Annotated in this window: 13 protein-coding genes; 10 read left to right on the forward strand and 3 right to left on the reverse strand. The window is 43.2% G+C overall.

Annotation, left to right across the window (positions count from 1 at the left end; genetic code table 11):
• Positions 1-89: 89 nt before the first annotated feature.
• Positions 90-2,654 (forward strand): preprotein translocase subunit SecA, encoded by a 2,565-nt coding sequence (gene secA, locus BM398_RS02405; RefSeq protein WP_026667386.1) that lies wholly within the window; start codon positions 90-92, stop codon positions 2,652-2,654.
• 69 nt (positions 2,655-2,723) lie between these two features.
• Positions 2,724-3,866, forward strand: coding sequence for a peptide chain release factor 2 (gene prfB / locus BM398_RS02410; RefSeq protein WP_026667385.1), 1,143 nt, complete (start codon positions 2,724-2,726; stop codon positions 3,864-3,866).
• Between the two features lie 229 nt (positions 3,867-4,095).
• Here prfB and BM398_RS02415 read toward each other — a convergent pair whose 3' ends face one another.
• Positions 4,096-5,178: a GGDEF domain-containing protein gene (locus BM398_RS02415; RefSeq protein ID WP_175531810.1), complete on the reverse strand. Its 1,083-nt coding sequence runs from the start codon at positions 5,176-5,178 to the stop codon at positions 4,096-4,098.
• A 96-nt stretch (positions 5,179-5,274) separates the two neighbouring features.
• Positions 5,275-6,381: an NHL repeat-containing protein gene (locus BM398_RS02420; RefSeq protein ID WP_092336281.1), complete on the reverse strand. Its 1,107-nt coding sequence runs from the start codon at positions 6,379-6,381 to the stop codon at positions 5,275-5,277.
• Positions 6,382-6,525: 144 nt separating this feature from the next.
• On the opposite strand from BM398_RS02420, the gene BM398_RS02425 reads away from it, so the two are divergent.
• From BM398_RS02425 to glf, 8 genes are all read left to right on the forward strand, one after another.
• Positions 6,526-7,548 carry a tetratricopeptide repeat-containing glycosyltransferase family 2 protein gene (locus tag BM398_RS02425; RefSeq protein WP_092336282.1) on the forward strand — a complete coding sequence of 341 codons (1,023 nt, stop codon included), beginning with the start codon at positions 6,526-6,528 and terminating at the stop codon, positions 7,546-7,548.
• A complete protein-coding gene (rfbG, locus tag BM398_RS02430; RefSeq protein ID WP_092336559.1) occupies positions 7,548-8,639 on the forward strand; it encodes a CDP-glucose 4,6-dehydratase in 1,092 nt (363 codons plus the stop codon). The genes BM398_RS02425 and rfbG overlap by 1 nt, the downstream gene beginning before the upstream one ends.
• A gap of 16 nt (positions 8,640-8,655) precedes the next feature.
• Positions 8,656-10,035, forward strand: coding sequence for a lipopolysaccharide biosynthesis protein RfbH (gene rfbH, locus BM398_RS02435; protein ID WP_092336283.1), 1,380 nt, complete (start codon positions 8,656-8,658; stop codon positions 10,033-10,035).
• A 5-nt stretch (positions 10,036-10,040) separates the two neighbouring features.
• Positions 10,041-10,982, forward strand: a complete 942-nt coding sequence (locus BM398_RS02440; RefSeq protein ID WP_092336284.1) for an NAD-dependent epimerase/dehydratase family protein — start codon at positions 10,041-10,043, stop codon at positions 10,980-10,982.
• Positions 10,983-11,097: 115 nt separating this feature from the next.
• Positions 11,098-12,714 carry a glycosyltransferase gene (locus BM398_RS02445; protein WP_092336285.1) on the forward strand — a complete coding sequence of 539 codons (1,617 nt, stop codon included), beginning with the start codon at positions 11,098-11,100 and terminating at the stop codon, positions 12,712-12,714.
• 43 nt (positions 12,715-12,757) lie between these two features.
• Positions 12,758-13,498 (forward strand): zinc ribbon domain-containing protein, encoded by a 741-nt coding sequence (locus tag BM398_RS02450; RefSeq protein ID WP_092336286.1) that lies wholly within the window; start codon positions 12,758-12,760, stop codon positions 13,496-13,498.
• A 366-nt stretch (positions 13,499-13,864) separates the two neighbouring features.
• Positions 13,865-14,200, forward strand: a complete 336-nt coding sequence (locus BM398_RS02455; protein WP_026515661.1) for a hypothetical protein — start codon at positions 13,865-13,867, stop codon at positions 14,198-14,200.
• Positions 14,201-14,376: 176 nt separating this feature from the next.
• Entirely contained in the window at positions 14,377-15,573 is a 1,197-nt protein-coding gene (gene glf / locus BM398_RS02460) for a UDP-galactopyranose mutase (protein WP_092336287.1), read from the forward strand.
• A 62-nt stretch (positions 15,574-15,635) separates the two neighbouring features.
• Here the strand turns inward: glf and fliD are convergent, their stop codons facing one another.
• Entirely contained in the window at positions 15,636-16,946 is a 1,311-nt protein-coding gene (gene fliD, locus BM398_RS02465) for a flagellar filament capping protein FliD (RefSeq protein WP_092336288.1), read from the reverse strand.
• Positions 16,947-17,118 lie beyond the last annotated feature (172 nt).

Genomic DNA, 17,118 nt, shown 5'->3' on the forward strand with positions numbered 1-17,118 from the left:
AATAGTTTATGCAAATCTGTTACAATGTACAACGGACTTTTGCTAAATAAAAGGGGTCAGTATACCCTTTTTTAGGGAGAAATAAAGAGATGAGTATTATTAACAAAATAATAGGAACACATAGTGAGAGGGAGCTTAAGAGGATCCGTAGCACGGTTGACTCTATAGAGGCTATGAGGCCTATAATGCAGTCTTTGTCAGATGAGGAACTTAGAGGAAAGACTGAAGAATTTAAAAAGAGACTTGCCGAGGGCGCAACACTTGATGACATCATGCCTGAGGCATATGCAGTTGTTCGTGAAGCAGGTAAACGTGTACTTGGAATGGAACACTTCAGAGTACAGCTCATTGGTGGAGTTATCTTGCACCAGGGCCGTATCGCAGAGATGAGAACAGGTGAAGGTAAGACACTCGTAGCCACACTTCCTTCATATCTGGATGCACTTGAAGGAAAGGGCGTAAACGTCGTTACAGTAAATGATTATCTTGCAAAGCGTGATGCTGAGTGGATGGGTAAGATTCATGAATTCCTCGGACTTACTGTCGGTGTTGTACTTAACAGCATGAATTCTGAGGAAAGAAGAGCAGCTTACGCTTGTGATATTACATATGTTACAAACAACGAGCTCGGTTTTGACTATCTTCGTGACAACATGGCTATCTATAAGGAACAGTGCGTTCTTCGCGGACTTAACTACGCGATCATCGATGAGATTGACTCAATCCTTATCGACGAAGCAAGAACACCCCTTATTATTTCAGGCCAGTCTGATAAGTCCACAAAGCTCTACGAGGCTTGCGACATTCTTGCAAAGCAGATGACCAGAGGTGAAGACATGGAAGACCTCTCAAAGATGGATGCCATCATGGGCATTGAGAGAGAGGAAACAGGTGACTTCATCGTAAATGAGAAGGACAAGATCGTTAACCTTACCGAGCAGGGTGTTGCCAAGGTTGAGAAGTTCTTCCATATCGAGAACCTTGCAGATCCCGAGAACCTCGAGATTCAGCACAACATTATCCTTGCTCTCAGAGCAAATAACTTAATGCAGAGAGACCACGACTACATCGTTCAGAACGATGAGGTTCTTATCGTTGATGAGTTTACAGGTCGTGTTATGCCGGGACGTCGTTATTCAGACGGACTTCACCAGGCTATAGAAGCAAAAGAGCATGTTAAAGTTAAGAGAGAGTCCAAGACTCTTGCAACTATCACATTCCAGAACTTCTTTAACAAGTTTGAAAAGAAATGTGGTATGACAGGTACTGCTCTTACAGAAGAAAGAGAATTCCGTGATATCTACGGAATGGACGTTATTGAGATTCCTACAAACGAGCCTGTTATCCGTAAGGATCTTCAGGATGCAATGTACAAGACCAAGAAAGAGAAACTCAAGGCTATCTGTGATGCTGTAGAAGAGGCACACAAGAAGGGACAGCCTGTTCTTGTAGGTACAATTACAATCGAGGCTTCGGAAGAACTCAGTAAGCTCCTTAAAAAGAGAGGAATCCAGCATCAGGTACTTAATGCGAAGTTCCATGAGATGGAAGCTGAGATCGTTGCTGAGGCAGGTAAGCACGGCGCTGTAACAATCGCTACAAACATGGCGGGCCGTGGTACCGATATTAAGCTTGATGAAGAAGCAAAGGCAGCAGGTGGACTTAAGATAATCGGAACAGAGAGACACGAGAGTAGACGTATCGATAACCAGCTCCGCGGACGTTCAGGACGTCAGGGAGATCCCGGTGAATCTAAGTTCTATCTTTCACTTGAAGATAATCTTATGAGACTCTTTGGTTCAGAGAGACTTATTGCTATGTTTAATGCGCTCAAAATTCCCGATGGTCAGGAAATCGAGCATTCATCACTTTCTAAGGCTATTGAGACCGCACAGAAGAAGATTGAGTCAAACAACTACGGAATCAGAAAGAACCTTCTTGAGTACGATCAGGTTAACAATGAGCAGAGAGAGATTATTTATGCTGAGCGTAAGAAAGTTCTCAACGGAGAATCCATGAGGGATGCTATTTACAAGATGATCACGGATATCGTTGAATCATCTGTTGAGACTGTTGTCGGCGAGGAGAATGATTCAGATAATTGGGATTTCAACGAGCTCAATGAGATCCTCCTTCCTACAATTCCTCTTAAGAAGATCAACAGAGGACGTATTGATAATCTTACAAAGTCAGGTCTTATCCAGCAGCTCAAGGAAGAGGCCGTTAAACTCTATGAGGCTAAGGAAGCAGAATTCCCTGAGCCCGAGACAATAAGAGAGATTGAGCGAGTAATTCTTTTGAAAGTAATCGACAGAAAGTGGATGGATCACATTGACGATATGGATCAGCTTCGTCAGGGAATCGGCCTTCAGGCATACGGCCAGAGAGATCCTAAGCTTGAGTACAAGCTCGCAGGTTACGAGATGTTTGATGATATGACTAAGGGAATCAAGGAAGATGCAGTCAGACTTCTTTTCCATGTTCATATCGAAGAGAAGGTAGAGCGTGAGCAGGTTGCCAAGGTTACAGGAACAAACAAGGATGATTCAGCTCAGAAGGCTCCCGTTAAGAGAGTCGAAGCCAAGGTTTATCCCAATGATCCCTGCCCTTGCGGAAGCGGCAAGAAATATAAGAATTGTTGCGGCAGGGTATAAGTGATACGTTTTGGCAAAAGAAATACCGATGAAATCAAACGTATCGCGAATAGGACATAGGAGAACACAATGGTAATACTTGATCAAATGAAAGTTGAAATTCAGAATCTCAGAGGCACTCTTGAAGAAGTGACAGCGTCTCTTGATCTGGATAATAAGAAAAAGATAATAGAAGAGCTCAGCCGTGAGATGGAGGAGCCCGGATTTTGGGATAATGCCGAGAAGGCAAACAAGAAGACAAAAGATCTTAAGAACATGCAGGATCTTGTTGCAGGGATCGATCAGCTCAACAAGCAGTACGGAGACATAATCGACCTCATCGATATGCAGAACGCAGAGGGTGTTGACGATGATGATATGGCAGCAGAGATCAGATCTGAGCTTGATGATTTTGAGAATACTCTCGAGAATATCAGAATCAGCAATCTTCTTAACCAGCCTTATGACAAATATGATGTAATTCTCAGACTTAACGCCGGTGCAGGCGGAACAGAGGCTTGCGACTGGGCAAGCATGCTCTATCGTATGTACACAAGATGGGCAGAAAGAAAAGGATTCACAACCGAAGTTCTCGATCTTCTTGACGGAGACGAAGCAGGTATCAAATCTGTTACATTCCAGATTTCGGGAACAAATGCGTATGGACTTCTTAAGTCTGAGCACGGTGTTCACAGACTTGTTCGTATCAGCCCTTTCAATGCACAGGCTAAGAGACAGACTTCTTTCGTATCATGTGATGTAATGCCTGATATCGAGGAAGATGTTGATATCGAGATTAACCCTGATGACCTCAGGATTGACACTTATCGTTCAAGTGGTGCCGGCGGACAGCACATTAACAAGACTTCATCCGCTGTTCGTATCACTCACATTCCTACAGGTGTTGTAGTTGCCTGCCAGAATGAGCGTTCACAGTTCCAGAACAAGGACAAGGCTATGCAGATGCTCAAAGCAAAGCTCTTTATCATGAAGCAGGAGGAGAATCAGGCTAAGCTTGACGGAATCCGTGGAGAGGTAAAAGACAATGCTTGGGGAAGCCAGATACGTTCTTACGTGCTTCAGCCTTACACAATGGTAAATGACACACGTACAGGCTTTAAGGCATCAAACGCAGACGGCGTACTTGACGGAGAACTCGATCCGTTCATCAATGCATACCTCAAGTGGCTCGCAACCGGCGGAAAGCCTGTTGGGGATACATCGGAAGAGTAAAGAGTTTACACAGCTATAAAATACAAAATCATAGTATATAAGAGTTTCAGGGACGCTTGCGCTCCCCTCGCTTCGTAGCGGTACTAATGCCACAAAAGACGTGGCATAAGTACCGACGAGCTCAGAGGCCCATTCAACTCTTATATACTATGATTTTTTACGTTGTAGAAGGTGCTAAAATATATACCTCTGCCCTTTCGATTACGTCCCCTTCCCCACGACCTACCGCTTACACCACAACAACACTGTTGCGGCCGGAGTTCTTGGCTTTGGTGAGGGCGTTATTTACGTTCTGAATGGTCTTGGAGAAGTCGCCGGTGTATTTGGAGACTCCGACGGAAATGGTGAACGGAACGGGGGAGTCTTCGGCTTTTTCTATGTCTTGGCGGAATTGCTCCATGCGGGCGCAGGCGTTGTTGATGTCACATTTTTTGAATATGACGATGAACTCTTCGCCGCCGAAGCGGATAACGTAGTCGTCGGAATGAGTTTCTTTTGAGAGTTTCTGACCCATGTAAAGGAGGGTGAGGTCGCCTGTGTAGTGGCCGTGATCGTCGTTTAGTTTCTTGAAATTATCTATGTCGAGCATTGCGATCGCAATGGGCTCTTCCATATTTATGAGAGCGTTTTTCGTGACAATTTTTTCCAAAAGATGTCTGTTGTAAACCTGGGTGAGCGGATCTGTGATCATTGCAAGCTCAAGTTTCTGGCTGAGTCTGTAGTGGTCGAGATATATGAAGGTTAGGATCGCGTGTGAGAAGATTACTGCAAGTCCGCACGGGATCGTGAGTATGATTATAACGGGAAGATTTTCGTAGTGAATAATAAAGTGTGAGATAAGGATCTCAATCAAGAAAACGATATATGAAAAAATTATCTCCCTTAGTCTTGCCACAAAGCCCACAATAAGAAAGATGAGATTCATTATGAGGAAGAACTCACTTGCGAGGGTTTTGATGCCGAGGGCATAAGTTGTAAATATGGTGGCAACAATAATGGAATGAACAAGAAAGTAGTCTGCCGTTAGTATGGCTGTTCTGCTGTGAAAGAAATGGAGCGATACAAGGAACAACAAAAGGATACCCAATACCGTTAGCCTCGGTATGAGCGTGGGAATAATACTGCCGTTAAGCAGATAATCGGGAACTATGTAAAAAACTGAAAGAATAGTTCCGACTACCAGGCATACCCATACATACTCCTGATAGTAGTCGCACTTTGACTGATAGAAGTCCGCTAAATCGTCTTTGGTCATAGTGCGATAATCTTTGTATCGATTGATTGACGTTTTGACGTTTGCGAATATTCTCATTTTCATATCTCCTATTTCAATTTTACTAGGAAATTGTTCAGAGATAAAGAAAAAAATTAAATTTTTATAAAAATTGATTCATTAATTGACACAGGGCTAGAAAATCGGCTGTACGTCTGTGATTTCATTATCTTCAACTTTGAAAGACCAGAGTGCATGGTCTGTAAGGCGGTGCTCTGTAAGAAAATATGTGTCGCCAACCGAAGAGATGTAGTAAGGAGTTCCGCCTCCCAGGAAATACGTTGAGTATATGTCTTCGTACTCTCCGGCAGCAAGGTCTTCAAGGGACTTTGTGCGCACGATTGTCGCAACATCCTGATTTCCTGCTTTATCCGTAGAAACAGAGATATAGTAGTAATCCTGTATCTTGGTTATCTGAACCATTCCGGCAAGTTCATCGGGAACGGCGTAGACCTGCTTGATTTCAAACGTTGCAAGGTCGCATTGAAGGACGGTTGCCTCGGCTCCTTCTTCGGAAACGCCGGAAACAAGGTAGATATCACCGTCGATTATAGAGAATGAACGGATATAGATGCCGTCAAGTGAATCGATTTTTCTTTTGTCCGTGAGATAAACTCTGTTTGTGGAATCGTCAGTCCTAAAGCAGAAGAGTTCTCCCGTCATTGAGCTCCACACGTAGAAAGTATCGGTGGCTTCGTCGTAGACCGTGTAGTGCGGGCGTATTCCGATGTCGTAGAAACTCTGTGTGTGGATGAATTTATCATCGACTTTTTCAAAAATAAGAACGCGGTTGTTGTCCGTATCGTCGATCATATAGACATTTCCGTCACTTGCAATCGTGTGAGGTCTTGTGGCGTCGGATGTCATGATGTCCCATTCTTCAAGGGGCTTTTCGAGTGAATCGGAGTAGATTACTCTGTTGTGGTAACAGTCAACTATAAACCAAATATCGTTAATTTGCGTAACGTAAGTCGGGACGCTGAGTTTAGAATCGTAATTTTTGATGGGAGTATATTCGGAAGCGGCTGCGGCGGGATCTTCACCGGCGCTTGTAAGAGAAGATTCTTCGATAAATTCTTTGTTGTCAAAGGGAGCAGGCGCGGGAGCCGGAGTTCCCATTGCTTTTTGAGCGCTTACTTCTGCGGATTCAGTAGGTTTTGAACAGCCAAAACAGGCCGGTAATACTACAAAAACCAAGCTCAATATACAGATATATTTTTTACCAAAAAACTTTTGAATCATTTATCTTTCCACCAAATTAAGTCATTAAATACAATTCTACAATAATACACTTTTGCGGGCAATAAATTATAGAAAGACATAGCATTTTAATGTAAAATTGATACGTAATCACATGATGGCATTACATAAGTGTGGAGGGGGAATATGATAACAATCAGTCTTTGTATGATAGTTAAGAATGAAGAGGAGAGTCTTGGCAGATGCCTTGAGAGTCTTAAGGGGATTGTTGACGAGATGATTGTTGTGGATACGGGCTCTGAGGACAGGACTGTTGAGATTGCCAAGGAGTACGGCGCCAAGGTCTACGACTTTAAGTGGACGGGAGATTTCAGCGAGGCGAGAAATTATTCTTTTTCACTTGCAACATGTGACTATATATATTCCGCGGATGCGGATGAGGAGCTGGACGAGGACAACAGGCAGAGATTTATTCAGCTCAAAAAGGATATTGAAGAACTTGATATCGATATCGTTCAGATGTATTATTGCAATCAGTTGTCATTCAGAACGGTTTATAACTATGACAGAGAACTTCGCCCGAAGCTCTTTAAGAGAGTCAGGAGCTTTAAGTGGGAGGATCCGATCCACGAGCAGGTTGCCATAGACCCTGTTATCTGCAACAGTGAGGTCGAGATTATACACAGGCCAAAAGAGAACCATGCATCGCGCGATCTGGCTTCTTTCAGAAAGGCTGTGGAAAGCGGAAGGCGCATTTCCAAGAGGCTTCATGGAATGTACGCCAGAGAGCTTTTTATGGCGGGCACCGATGATGATTTCATCAAGGCAAAAGATTTTTTTGCGGAAGCTGTAAAAGACAGTACCAGGAGCGTTGATGAGGTCAAGGAGGCGAGCTGCGTGCTTGCGCATATTGCTGTTCTTGAAAAAGATGCGGAGGCGCTTTTAAAGTATTCTCTTAAGGATGCTGCGACCGAGATGTGCAGTGAGATGTGCTGTGAGCTCGGGGAATATTATTTTGGAAAAGATGACTATGACGAAGCTATAGTCTGGTTCTACAATGCGGCGTACGAGTGCGCCAGCATTTTGGATATTAAGACAAGCAAGGAAATTCCGAGGCTTGCGCTTGCAAAGTGCTACAAGGCGCTTGGCAACGAAGAACAGGCGGCTGATTATGAGAAAGAGGCTGCCGAGATAGAGAAAGGTGAATGATGTTAGATTTTTACAAAGGGAAAAGAGTGCTCATAACGGGCCACACCGGATTTAAGGGAAGCTGGCTTTCCAAGATCATGATAATGGCCGGGGCCGATGTATACGGATATTCTCTTGCGCCTTCTGAGGGAAAAGAGAATCTGTATGAGATTTCCGGTATTGCGAATGAGATGGACTCGCATATCGGCGATATTAGGAATTTTGAGGAATTAAAAGAGTATTTTGATAAGGCAAAGCCTGAGATTGTTTTTCATCTTGCGGCTCAGCCGATTGTAAGGGATTCATACAAGGATCCGCGATATACATATGAAACAAACGTGATGGGCACCGTAAACGTGTGTGAATGCGTAAGGAACTGCCCGAGCGTTAAGTCTTTTTTGAATGTTACCACGGATAAGGTTTACGAGAACAATGAGTGGGTATGGGGATACAGAGAGGATGAGAAACTCGACGGATTCGACCCGTATTCGAACAGTAAGTCGTGTTCTGAGCTGGTAACACATTCTTATATAAATTCATTTTTTAACGAGCTTGGAATAGCGGTATCTACCGCAAGAGCCGGAAATGTCATAGGCGGAGGAGATTTTGCCAACGACAGACTTATTCCGGATTGTGTGAGAGCAGCGGAGAAGGGTGATGACATAGTGCTCAGAAACCCCGATTCCACAAGGCCTTTCCAGCATGTGCTCGAGGCACTTTCGGCGTATATCCTTCTTGCACAGAAGCAGTATGAAGATAAGTCCTATGCGGGCTACTACAATGTCGGACCAAACGATGACGATGCGGTGACTGCGGGCAGACTTGCGGGAGCTTTTGTGGATTCCTGGAACAAACTTGTTTCTGAAAATGCGGGTAATAAGGCGTTTAAGGGACATGGAATAAAGATAGTGATAAGACCTGACGGCGGTCCTCACGAAGCAAGTTTCTTAAAACTTGACTGTTCCAAGATAAAGAGTAGACTTAAGTGGTCGCCAAAATGGAATATTGACGACGCAGTGGCAAAGACAGCAGAGTGGACATGCGCTTATTTTAAGGGCGAAGCCGTAGAGTGCATGACAGACCAGATAAAAGAGTATTATAAACAGGTATAGGAGAAAAGAGTAAAAGATGAGTAACAGCGAGCAGCAGGCAAGGGAGCAGATTTTAAACCTTGTTGCGGATTATTATAACCGCTTTTTGAAAAAAGATAATGACAGCTTCACCGAGGGAGACAGAATTCCTTATTCGGGAAGAGTTTTTGATGAGAAGGAAGTCATAAATCTTGTGGATTCTTCACTTGATTTCTGGCTTACCGCAGGAAGATACACCGATGAATTTGAAAAGAGATTTGCGGAGCTTTTGAATGTAAGATTCGCAAGCCTTGTAAACAGCGGATCTTCAGCCAATCTTATTGCTTTTATGGCACTTACGGCACCGGAACTCGGCGACAGACAGATAAAGAGAGGCGACGAAGTAATTACCGTTGCCTGTGGATTCCCCACAACGGTCGCACCTATCATGCAGTACGGCGCAGTACCTGTATTTGTTGATGTTACCGTTCCTCAGTACAATATTGATGTTACGATGCTTGAAGAGGCGCTCAGCCCTAAGACAAAAGCAGTAATGATCGCACATACACTCGGCAATCCGTTTGATCTCAAGGCTGTAAGAGAGTTCTGCGATAAGCACGGACTCTGGCTTGTTGAGGATAACTGCGATGCGCTCGGTTCTGAGTATACGATTGACGGAAAGACAGCATTTACGGGAACATGGGGCGATATTGGAACATCAAGTTTCTATCCTCCGCACCACATCACGATGGGTGAAGGCGGATGTGTATATACGGACAATGCCCTTCTTCACAGACTTGTTAGAAGTTACAGGGATTGGGGGCGCGATTGTATCTGCCCTCCCGGAAAAGATAATTTCTGCGGTCACAGATTTGATGGTAAGTTTGGTGAACTTCCCGTCGGATACGATCATAAGTATGTTTACAGCCATCTCGGATATAACCTCAAGGCTACAGATATGCAGGCGGCAGTCGGATGCGCGCAGCTTGATAAGCTCATTGGTTTTGCCGATGCCAGAAGAAAGAACTGGAAGAGCCTTTATGAGAAGCTTGAGTGTCTTAAAGACGTTCTTATTCTTCCCGAGCCCGCTGAGAACAGCAATCCTTCATGGTTTGGATTTATCATGGGCGTAAAAGAGGGAGCTAAGGATGGAAACGGCAACGAACTTACAAGAAATGCCATTACCAAGGCTCTTGAGGATAACAACATTCAGACAAGGCTTCTCTTTAGTGGAAATGTTACAAAGCATCCTTGCTTCGATGAGTTCGTTTGCAAGAAGAGTGTGGATGATGCCGGCGATTACAGAGTTGTCGGAGATCTGTCCGTGACAGATTATGTTATGAACAATGCGTTCTGGATCGGAGTATATCCGGGGCTTAACGATGACAAGATTGAGTTCATGGCAAACGTGATAAAGAAAGCTTGCGGGAAAGCGTAATAAATATGAAAAATAATGGTAAGATTGCCATAGTGACAGGTGCCTTTGGATTTGCGGGAGCTAATCTGACAGAGCACCTGTTAGATTATGGGTATAAAGTTTATGCGATAGGAAGAAAGGGCTCATCTCACAATGACAGGTTTTCTGAGAGCGAGTCTTTGAAAAAAGTGCTCATCGATATGGAAGACTACGACAAAATATGCGGTTATATCGATGACGATGATATAAGCGGTGCGGAGGCGATAGCTCTTTTCCATCTGTCTTGGGGAGGGGCAAGAGACGATTTTGATACTCAGAGGCGAAATATAGACGCATCTCTGCTTTTGCTTGATTCTGCCCACGATATTAAAGATAAATGCCTTAAAAGCAAAAATATGGACGTTTCGATAAGGGTAATCGGCATAGGGTCACAGGCTGAGTACGGAGTTAAGAGCGGACCCATAACGGAAGACCTTCCACTTGAGCCGTTTACAGCCTACGGAAGTTGCAAGGCAGCAGCTTATTATCTGACTGAGTCAAAAGCAAGGATCCTTGGAATCGACTTTATCTGGGGAAGAATATTCAGCCTTATCGGAAAATATGAGCCCTCAGGCAGAATGCTTCCCGATGTTGTAAGGAAACTTGCGGCGGGAGAGGAAGTAAGTCTCAGTTCATGCGAACAGTACTGGGATTATCTCGATGCGGGAGATGCCGCAGATGCGATAATAGCTCTTTTTGAAAAAGGAGTGACCGGAGAGGTCTATAATATCGCAAACGGTGACTGCGACAGATTAATGAATTTCGTAAAAAGAGCCGCAAAGTGTGTCGGAGCGGATGAGAGCCTAATTAGCTACGGTAACAGGGCCAATCCTTTTGTTTCGCTTGAAGTCTCAGGTGAAAAGATAAAAAAAGACACGGGCTGGGAGCCTAAAGTCAGCTTTGAAGAGTCAATAAAATATTATCGATAGGCAAAACACTTTATAACGTCATCACGCTTGACATTATTTTTTGCAAAAGATACCATAAATGTAAGTATAAGGTGATCCGCGGTGTTCGCAAATAGTAGCAGGGGTGGGGAATAAAATGTATGAAAAGCTGACGGAACTTATAGAAGCGAGAGACTATAAGGAAGCGTTATACGAATTTCAGGAAGAGTATTTACATATTGGTGAAAAAGAGCCGAAGGATGCAGCTAAGCTGTGTATTTTGGAGGCTTCTCTATGGGAAGCGTTAGCCGATTCGACGGCGGAATATGATGCAATAGCTCGAGGAATTGCCTATGACGGGGGCAACTACGAGCTTTTTTATATGCTCGGACTATATTATGCAGACATCAATGTCAACCTGTCGTACCTTGCTCTGGAAACGGCTTTGATGTATTGCGATGATGAAAGTGACAGTGAAGTCATTAAAGAGGCAATGAGGGGGCTTGAGCAGAGCCGTACACTCAGAGTCAGGAAGCTTAGCTTTATGATATTGTCGCACAATGATCTCGATCTTTTGAAAAGATGCATTGACTCGATTGAAAAATATGTGCCTGACGGTTCATATGAGATCGTGGTTGTGGATAACGCATCTACGGAAGACGGAGTGAAAGAGTATCTCAAAGAAAAGGCAAAGAGCGTAAGTTACAGGTTCAAGCTAATTCTCAATGATGAAAACTCAGGTTTTCCCAAAGGGTGCAACATAGGTAGTGTGTGTTGTGACAGGAACAATGATATTTTCTATCTTAATAACGATGCTATCCTTACGCAGAATGCAGTGCTTTTCATGAGAATGGGGCTTTATGACAACAGAAATGTCGGTGCTGTCAGTGCACTTTCAAACAGCGCGTCGCTTCAGGAAGTAACGCCTGAGGAACTGTCCGGATATGCGGGAGAGGAACTTGGTGAGCTCTGGCACAGGAAGCTTGGAGTTGACAGAAGTGTCAAGATATTTGAAGACTATGCTGCTGCACATTCTTATCCCGTAAAGAGGGCATATATCAAGAGGTTCAGGCTTACGGGGTTTGCGATGATGCTGTCAAGAGAGGCTGTAAGGTGCGTTGCGGAGGATTATAAAGTTTTTGACGAGCGTTTTTCTCCGGGATATTTTGAAGACGACGATCTTGGAATCAGACTTGCCAGGGCAGGTTTTATACAGTATGTTTGCAAGAACGCTTTTATTTATCACAATGGCGGAACCGGTTTTGCTCAGAATGAGAACGCCATGACCGAGAGCAGAAACAAATTTATAGATAAATGGGGATTTGATATCTGGGGCTATTCGCTTCCGTGGTTTGAGGCAGCAGATAGTGTTATAGATCTCTATTCCAAGCAAAAAGAGGGACTTAGAATTCTCGATTTTACCTGTGGTTTTGGAGCAAATGCATCATACATAAAGAGTAGCTGTCCCGATACTTTTATAGCCGGTGTGTGCGCTAACTCATTTGAGGCCGGAATTGCGGGACTTATCGCCGATGACGTTGCGTTCGGAGATGTGAATACAATGAGGCTTCCGTGGGCAGAAAGGTCTTTTGACATAGTAATAGCTGAGAGAAAGCATGTCTGCATCGGTCAGATCATGAGATACCTTAAGGCTGACGGTCTTTTCCTCAGTGAGAAGATAAATAGCGAGAACGACGAGATGATGGATATCATAAAGTCCAATGCGGATGCGGGATTTGATTCAGAACGTCTGGATAAATTGCTCAGCGAGTGATGTTCAGGCTTTTATGATAAAAAATATTATGAGGTGAGTGTGCATGAATTGCCCTAATTGTAAAAGAGTTTTGCCGGATAATATTAATCTTAGAATAAATTTCTGCCCGATGTGCGGAAAGAAGCTTTTTGAAGACGGAAAGGACTATTTGATACAGATTGCATGCGTCGGACATAGGAGCGCGGACGGGAATGTAATGATGGTCTTTCTTGACGAAAAACAGCTGTATGAGGTGAAAGCGGGAGAAACAATATGTTTTGCGGTTAAGGCGGGCTTCCATGCACTTAAGTTCAGGCAAAAGATAAGGAGCAAGAATATCACGCTTCTGGTTAATTCGGGATATGCGATTAAAGCGGCATACAATACGGTGTCGGGACTTATCGAGACCAATGTCGTTAAATTTGACGACGATGACGAGGAAACATCCGAGAGAAGGATCAGAGAAGCCGATCTTACGACGCCTGTTATGGAGTCTGAAACGGGCGCACGCGGCTTTGATTCGGTTCTTGGGGTTGATGACCCGGAATATGAGGTAAAGGCTACGGAAGGCTTTAAAGAAGGCATACTCAGTATCTACTCGGAACGCCTTGAATTCAAAGGGAATAATGATATGGCCAAGGAGGTCATTGATTTTAAAAATATTGTCTCGGTGAAAAAGAAAATGGGTACGATTGATATTTTGTGTGACGGAAATATTCACAAAATATACAGTATTCCGAAAGATATATACAACGAGGTTATGTCATTTTTAAACAATAGAATTGAAGATGTGCGTGGAATATAGGGTTCCGGATATTTCATGCAACAGAAAAACATTAAGAAATTTACGACAAATAGTACTTGCGTACTATTTGTTTTTTCGTATAATAATATATAGAAATCCTAGGCAATATCGGAAGATTTTGGAGGGGGTGAACGGGAAAAAGTCTCATATTTTAACAATAAAATGTGATAAATGTGTGAACACTTTCGCAAAAAAATGTTTCCTCCTACAATTTCGTTAAATTGCCGAAAAAGTGTCGTTATTCTTAAGAAAATTTTAGCAGGTAATTTTCTTAAAAAGGAATGACGAAATAACGTCTATGTGATAGACTAGGGGATGCAAAAGAAAAGAGACGCAAAAGAGAAAAGATTTAGGAGGTTATGCAACATGACAAAAGCTGAAATTTTGAAGAAGGAAATTCTTCTGCAGTATAAGAGCGTAAGACAGTTTGCTATAGATATGTCTATACCATACAGCACATTGGTTACAGCACTTGATAGAGGAATTGAGGGAATGGCTTACGGAACAGTTATCAAAATGTGCGATCGTTTGAATCTTAACCCTGTTGATTTTTCAACACTTGAGCAGGGCGCAGATCTTGGTAAGAAGATCGTTGAGAACCGTGTAATGCAGCAGTATGTTAAGCTTAACAAAGCAGGACGTAAGAAGATTCTTGATATGATGGGTGATTTTTCACAGTTAGACAAATATCAGGCTGACTGATACGAGCTTAATTAAAAGAATAATTAACAAACGGGACAGAGAAGACAAAATCTTCTTTGTCCTGTTTTTTTGTGTATGGATAAGCTTGCTTGTGACAAATGCCGTGAGAGGGTATAATAGGGGAATATCAGAGAAAGGAAAAGCATGAGTTAAGCGAATATCATGCAATCGGGGATATGAAATACGATTATTTGGTAGTTGGGGCCGGACTTTTTGGTGCAGTTTTTGCACATGAGATGGCAACTAAGGGCAAAGATGTGCTTGTGATAGACAGAAGAGAGCATATCGGCGGAAATATCTATACAGAGAATAAACTTGGAATAAATGTGCACAAATACGGAGCGCATATTTTCCACACATCGGACAAAGAAGTTTGGGAATATGTGAACAGATTTGCGGAGTTCAATAACTATATCAACAGCCCTGTCGCTGTTTACGGAGATGAGCTCTATAATCTTCCTTTTAACATGAATACTTTCAGCAAAATGTGGGGAATTAAGACTCCCGATGAAGCTAAAGAAATCATAGACAAGCAGGCCAAGGAAGAGATTGCAAGGATAAATAAGGAAAAGGGAACGGATACTTTTTCTGCCGACAATCTCGAAGAGCAGGCGCTCAGCCTTGCGGGAAGAGATATCTATGAGAAACTCGTTAAGGGTTATACCGAGAAGCAGTGGGGAAGAGACTGCAAGGAACTTCCTGCGTTTATTATAAGACGACTTCCCATGAGATTTATTTACGACAATAATTATTTCAATGACAGATATCAGGGTATTCCTATCGGCGGATATACGGAACTTGTTTCCAAGCTCCTTCTTCTCAGCGCAGATTCTGAGAAGCTTTCCGGAACAATAACGGTAAAGACATCCGTTGATTACTATGATTTTGTGAATATGAGCGGAAATGTTCCTGATGAGCCTTACACTTCAGTAACAGGCGACAGCTTTGATAAGATTCTCTTTACCGGAATGATAGATGAATTCTTTGGATACAAGCTTGGAACTCTTGAGTATAGATCACTCAGATTTGAGACAGAGGAGCTTCCGGATGTTGATAACTATCAGGGAAATGCTGTTGTGAACTACACTGAGCGCGAGATTCCTTTTACCAGAATAATTGAGCACAAGCATTTTGAATACGGAACGGGAAAAGGAACGGTTATCACAAGGGAGTATCCTGCAGAATGGAAGCATGGCGATGAGCCTTACTATCCGATGAATGATGATAAGAATAATGAGCTCTTTAAGAAATATACCGAGCTTTCAAAAGAATTTCCCAATATCCTCTTTGGAGGAAGGCTTGGCCAGTATAAGTATTACAATATGGATCAGGTTATAAGGGAAGCGCTTAACCTTAGTGTAGAGAATGCATAAATAATGCGTAAAGCAGAAGCAGCCCGCCGTTTGGCGAGCTGCTTCTCTATGTTAAACAGGCTTCAACAATAATTGTTGAACATCATGCCTGAATACTCACTTGTGATGTACGGTGAAGCCACGTTTTCTTTGTTGTCGGGGTTCTTGTAATTAACGACAGGCCTATCAACGTACTTCATAGGATTTACCGAGATCTCTTTTGCCATCGAAAGAAGTGATTCCGAGAATTTCTTGATGGGCTCAAGTGCGTCGGTGTTATTGCTTGTTGTAACAGCTTCCTTGAGTGTGTCTGTATCTATCGATATTACACCGTCTCCTTCAAGCTTGATTCCGAGCGCTTCGGTATCTTTTATGTGCTGGCGTGCGATCGATATTGCTTCAGACCTGAGTTTGTCGCCTTTGTACTTGGCGTCGTGTTCCTGGGCGGCGTCGTTTACAAAACTGTTGTAGTTGTCGATGAGGGCAGTTATATGGTTTACAAGCGCCTCGTTATCTTTTTTGACACCGACATGTATCGAATCGCCGGGCTCTGTGACACCGTTTAAGTGGATGTCAAACTTGGAGCCGACTGTGAAGTGGTTTGAAATGGCTGTTTTCTCGTCGCCGTTTAACGCAAAGTGCGCATTGGAAGCGGGAGCGGAAACCATATCAAGCCCGAGAGCGGCAACAGCACCGCTTTTAAGTTCTCCGTCAGTTTCATATATCTCAAACTGGCTGAGTTCTCCGGGGTGGAGACCTGTGTGTTTGGATGAAATCTGAAGCGCAGAGCGATTATTGGTTCCCTCTATTATTTCGGCTGAAAGACCTATGTCGGCCTTGTTTATCAGCTTTTCAAGTTTCTGAAGTACATCTATATTCTTGTCGGCACCGTAAATGCTGAACTGGAATTCAAATTCCTGCTCGCCGACTTTTACATCAAATGAATAATTGTCGGGAGGAAGTACGCTTGATGAATCCGTTGAAAGCATAAGTCCCGTATTTACCTGCTGCGAAGCGAGCTGTGATACTTCGATATCAAAACCTGCCGTTCCGACATCTTCGTTCGGAGTCTTGCCGATGTATGAAGCAGCTACCGTGTCCGGATCTGTCGAGAAAGCGGAAGTGTGATTCAGGGAAGATTTATCTTCCTGATCGCTAAGGTTAAAGATACTGTTCTGAAGCTGTCTTGCACGCTCTTTAATATCTATTGCGTCAATACGCACATCGTCATCATTTGAAAGTAAATAAAGAGGGGAGTTTTTGTTTATTTTTGCAATCGATTTATACACATCCCTAAGCTCATCCTTACGATGTGCGTCGGCCTGTGTAACATCTTTTGACACGTAGTCCTGTATGAAATGGTTGTAAACACCATTTAGAGATATTCCTGCCATTCGATGCCCCTCCTTTCTTCCTTGATATACGTGCGGTATAATGATTCTGTCATTCCATTGACATCAGACGCACGAGGGCATACTTAGCCACCTTTAGTTACTTACATTTTATATATTATTGTGCAAATGTCAATCGTTTTTTAGTGAAAAAATAGTGAAAAGCGATGATTTA

The organism is Butyrivibrio sp. M55, from assembly GCF_900116865.1.
Taxonomy (GTDB): Bacteria; Bacillota; Clostridia; order Lachnospirales; family Lachnospiraceae; genus Butyrivibrio.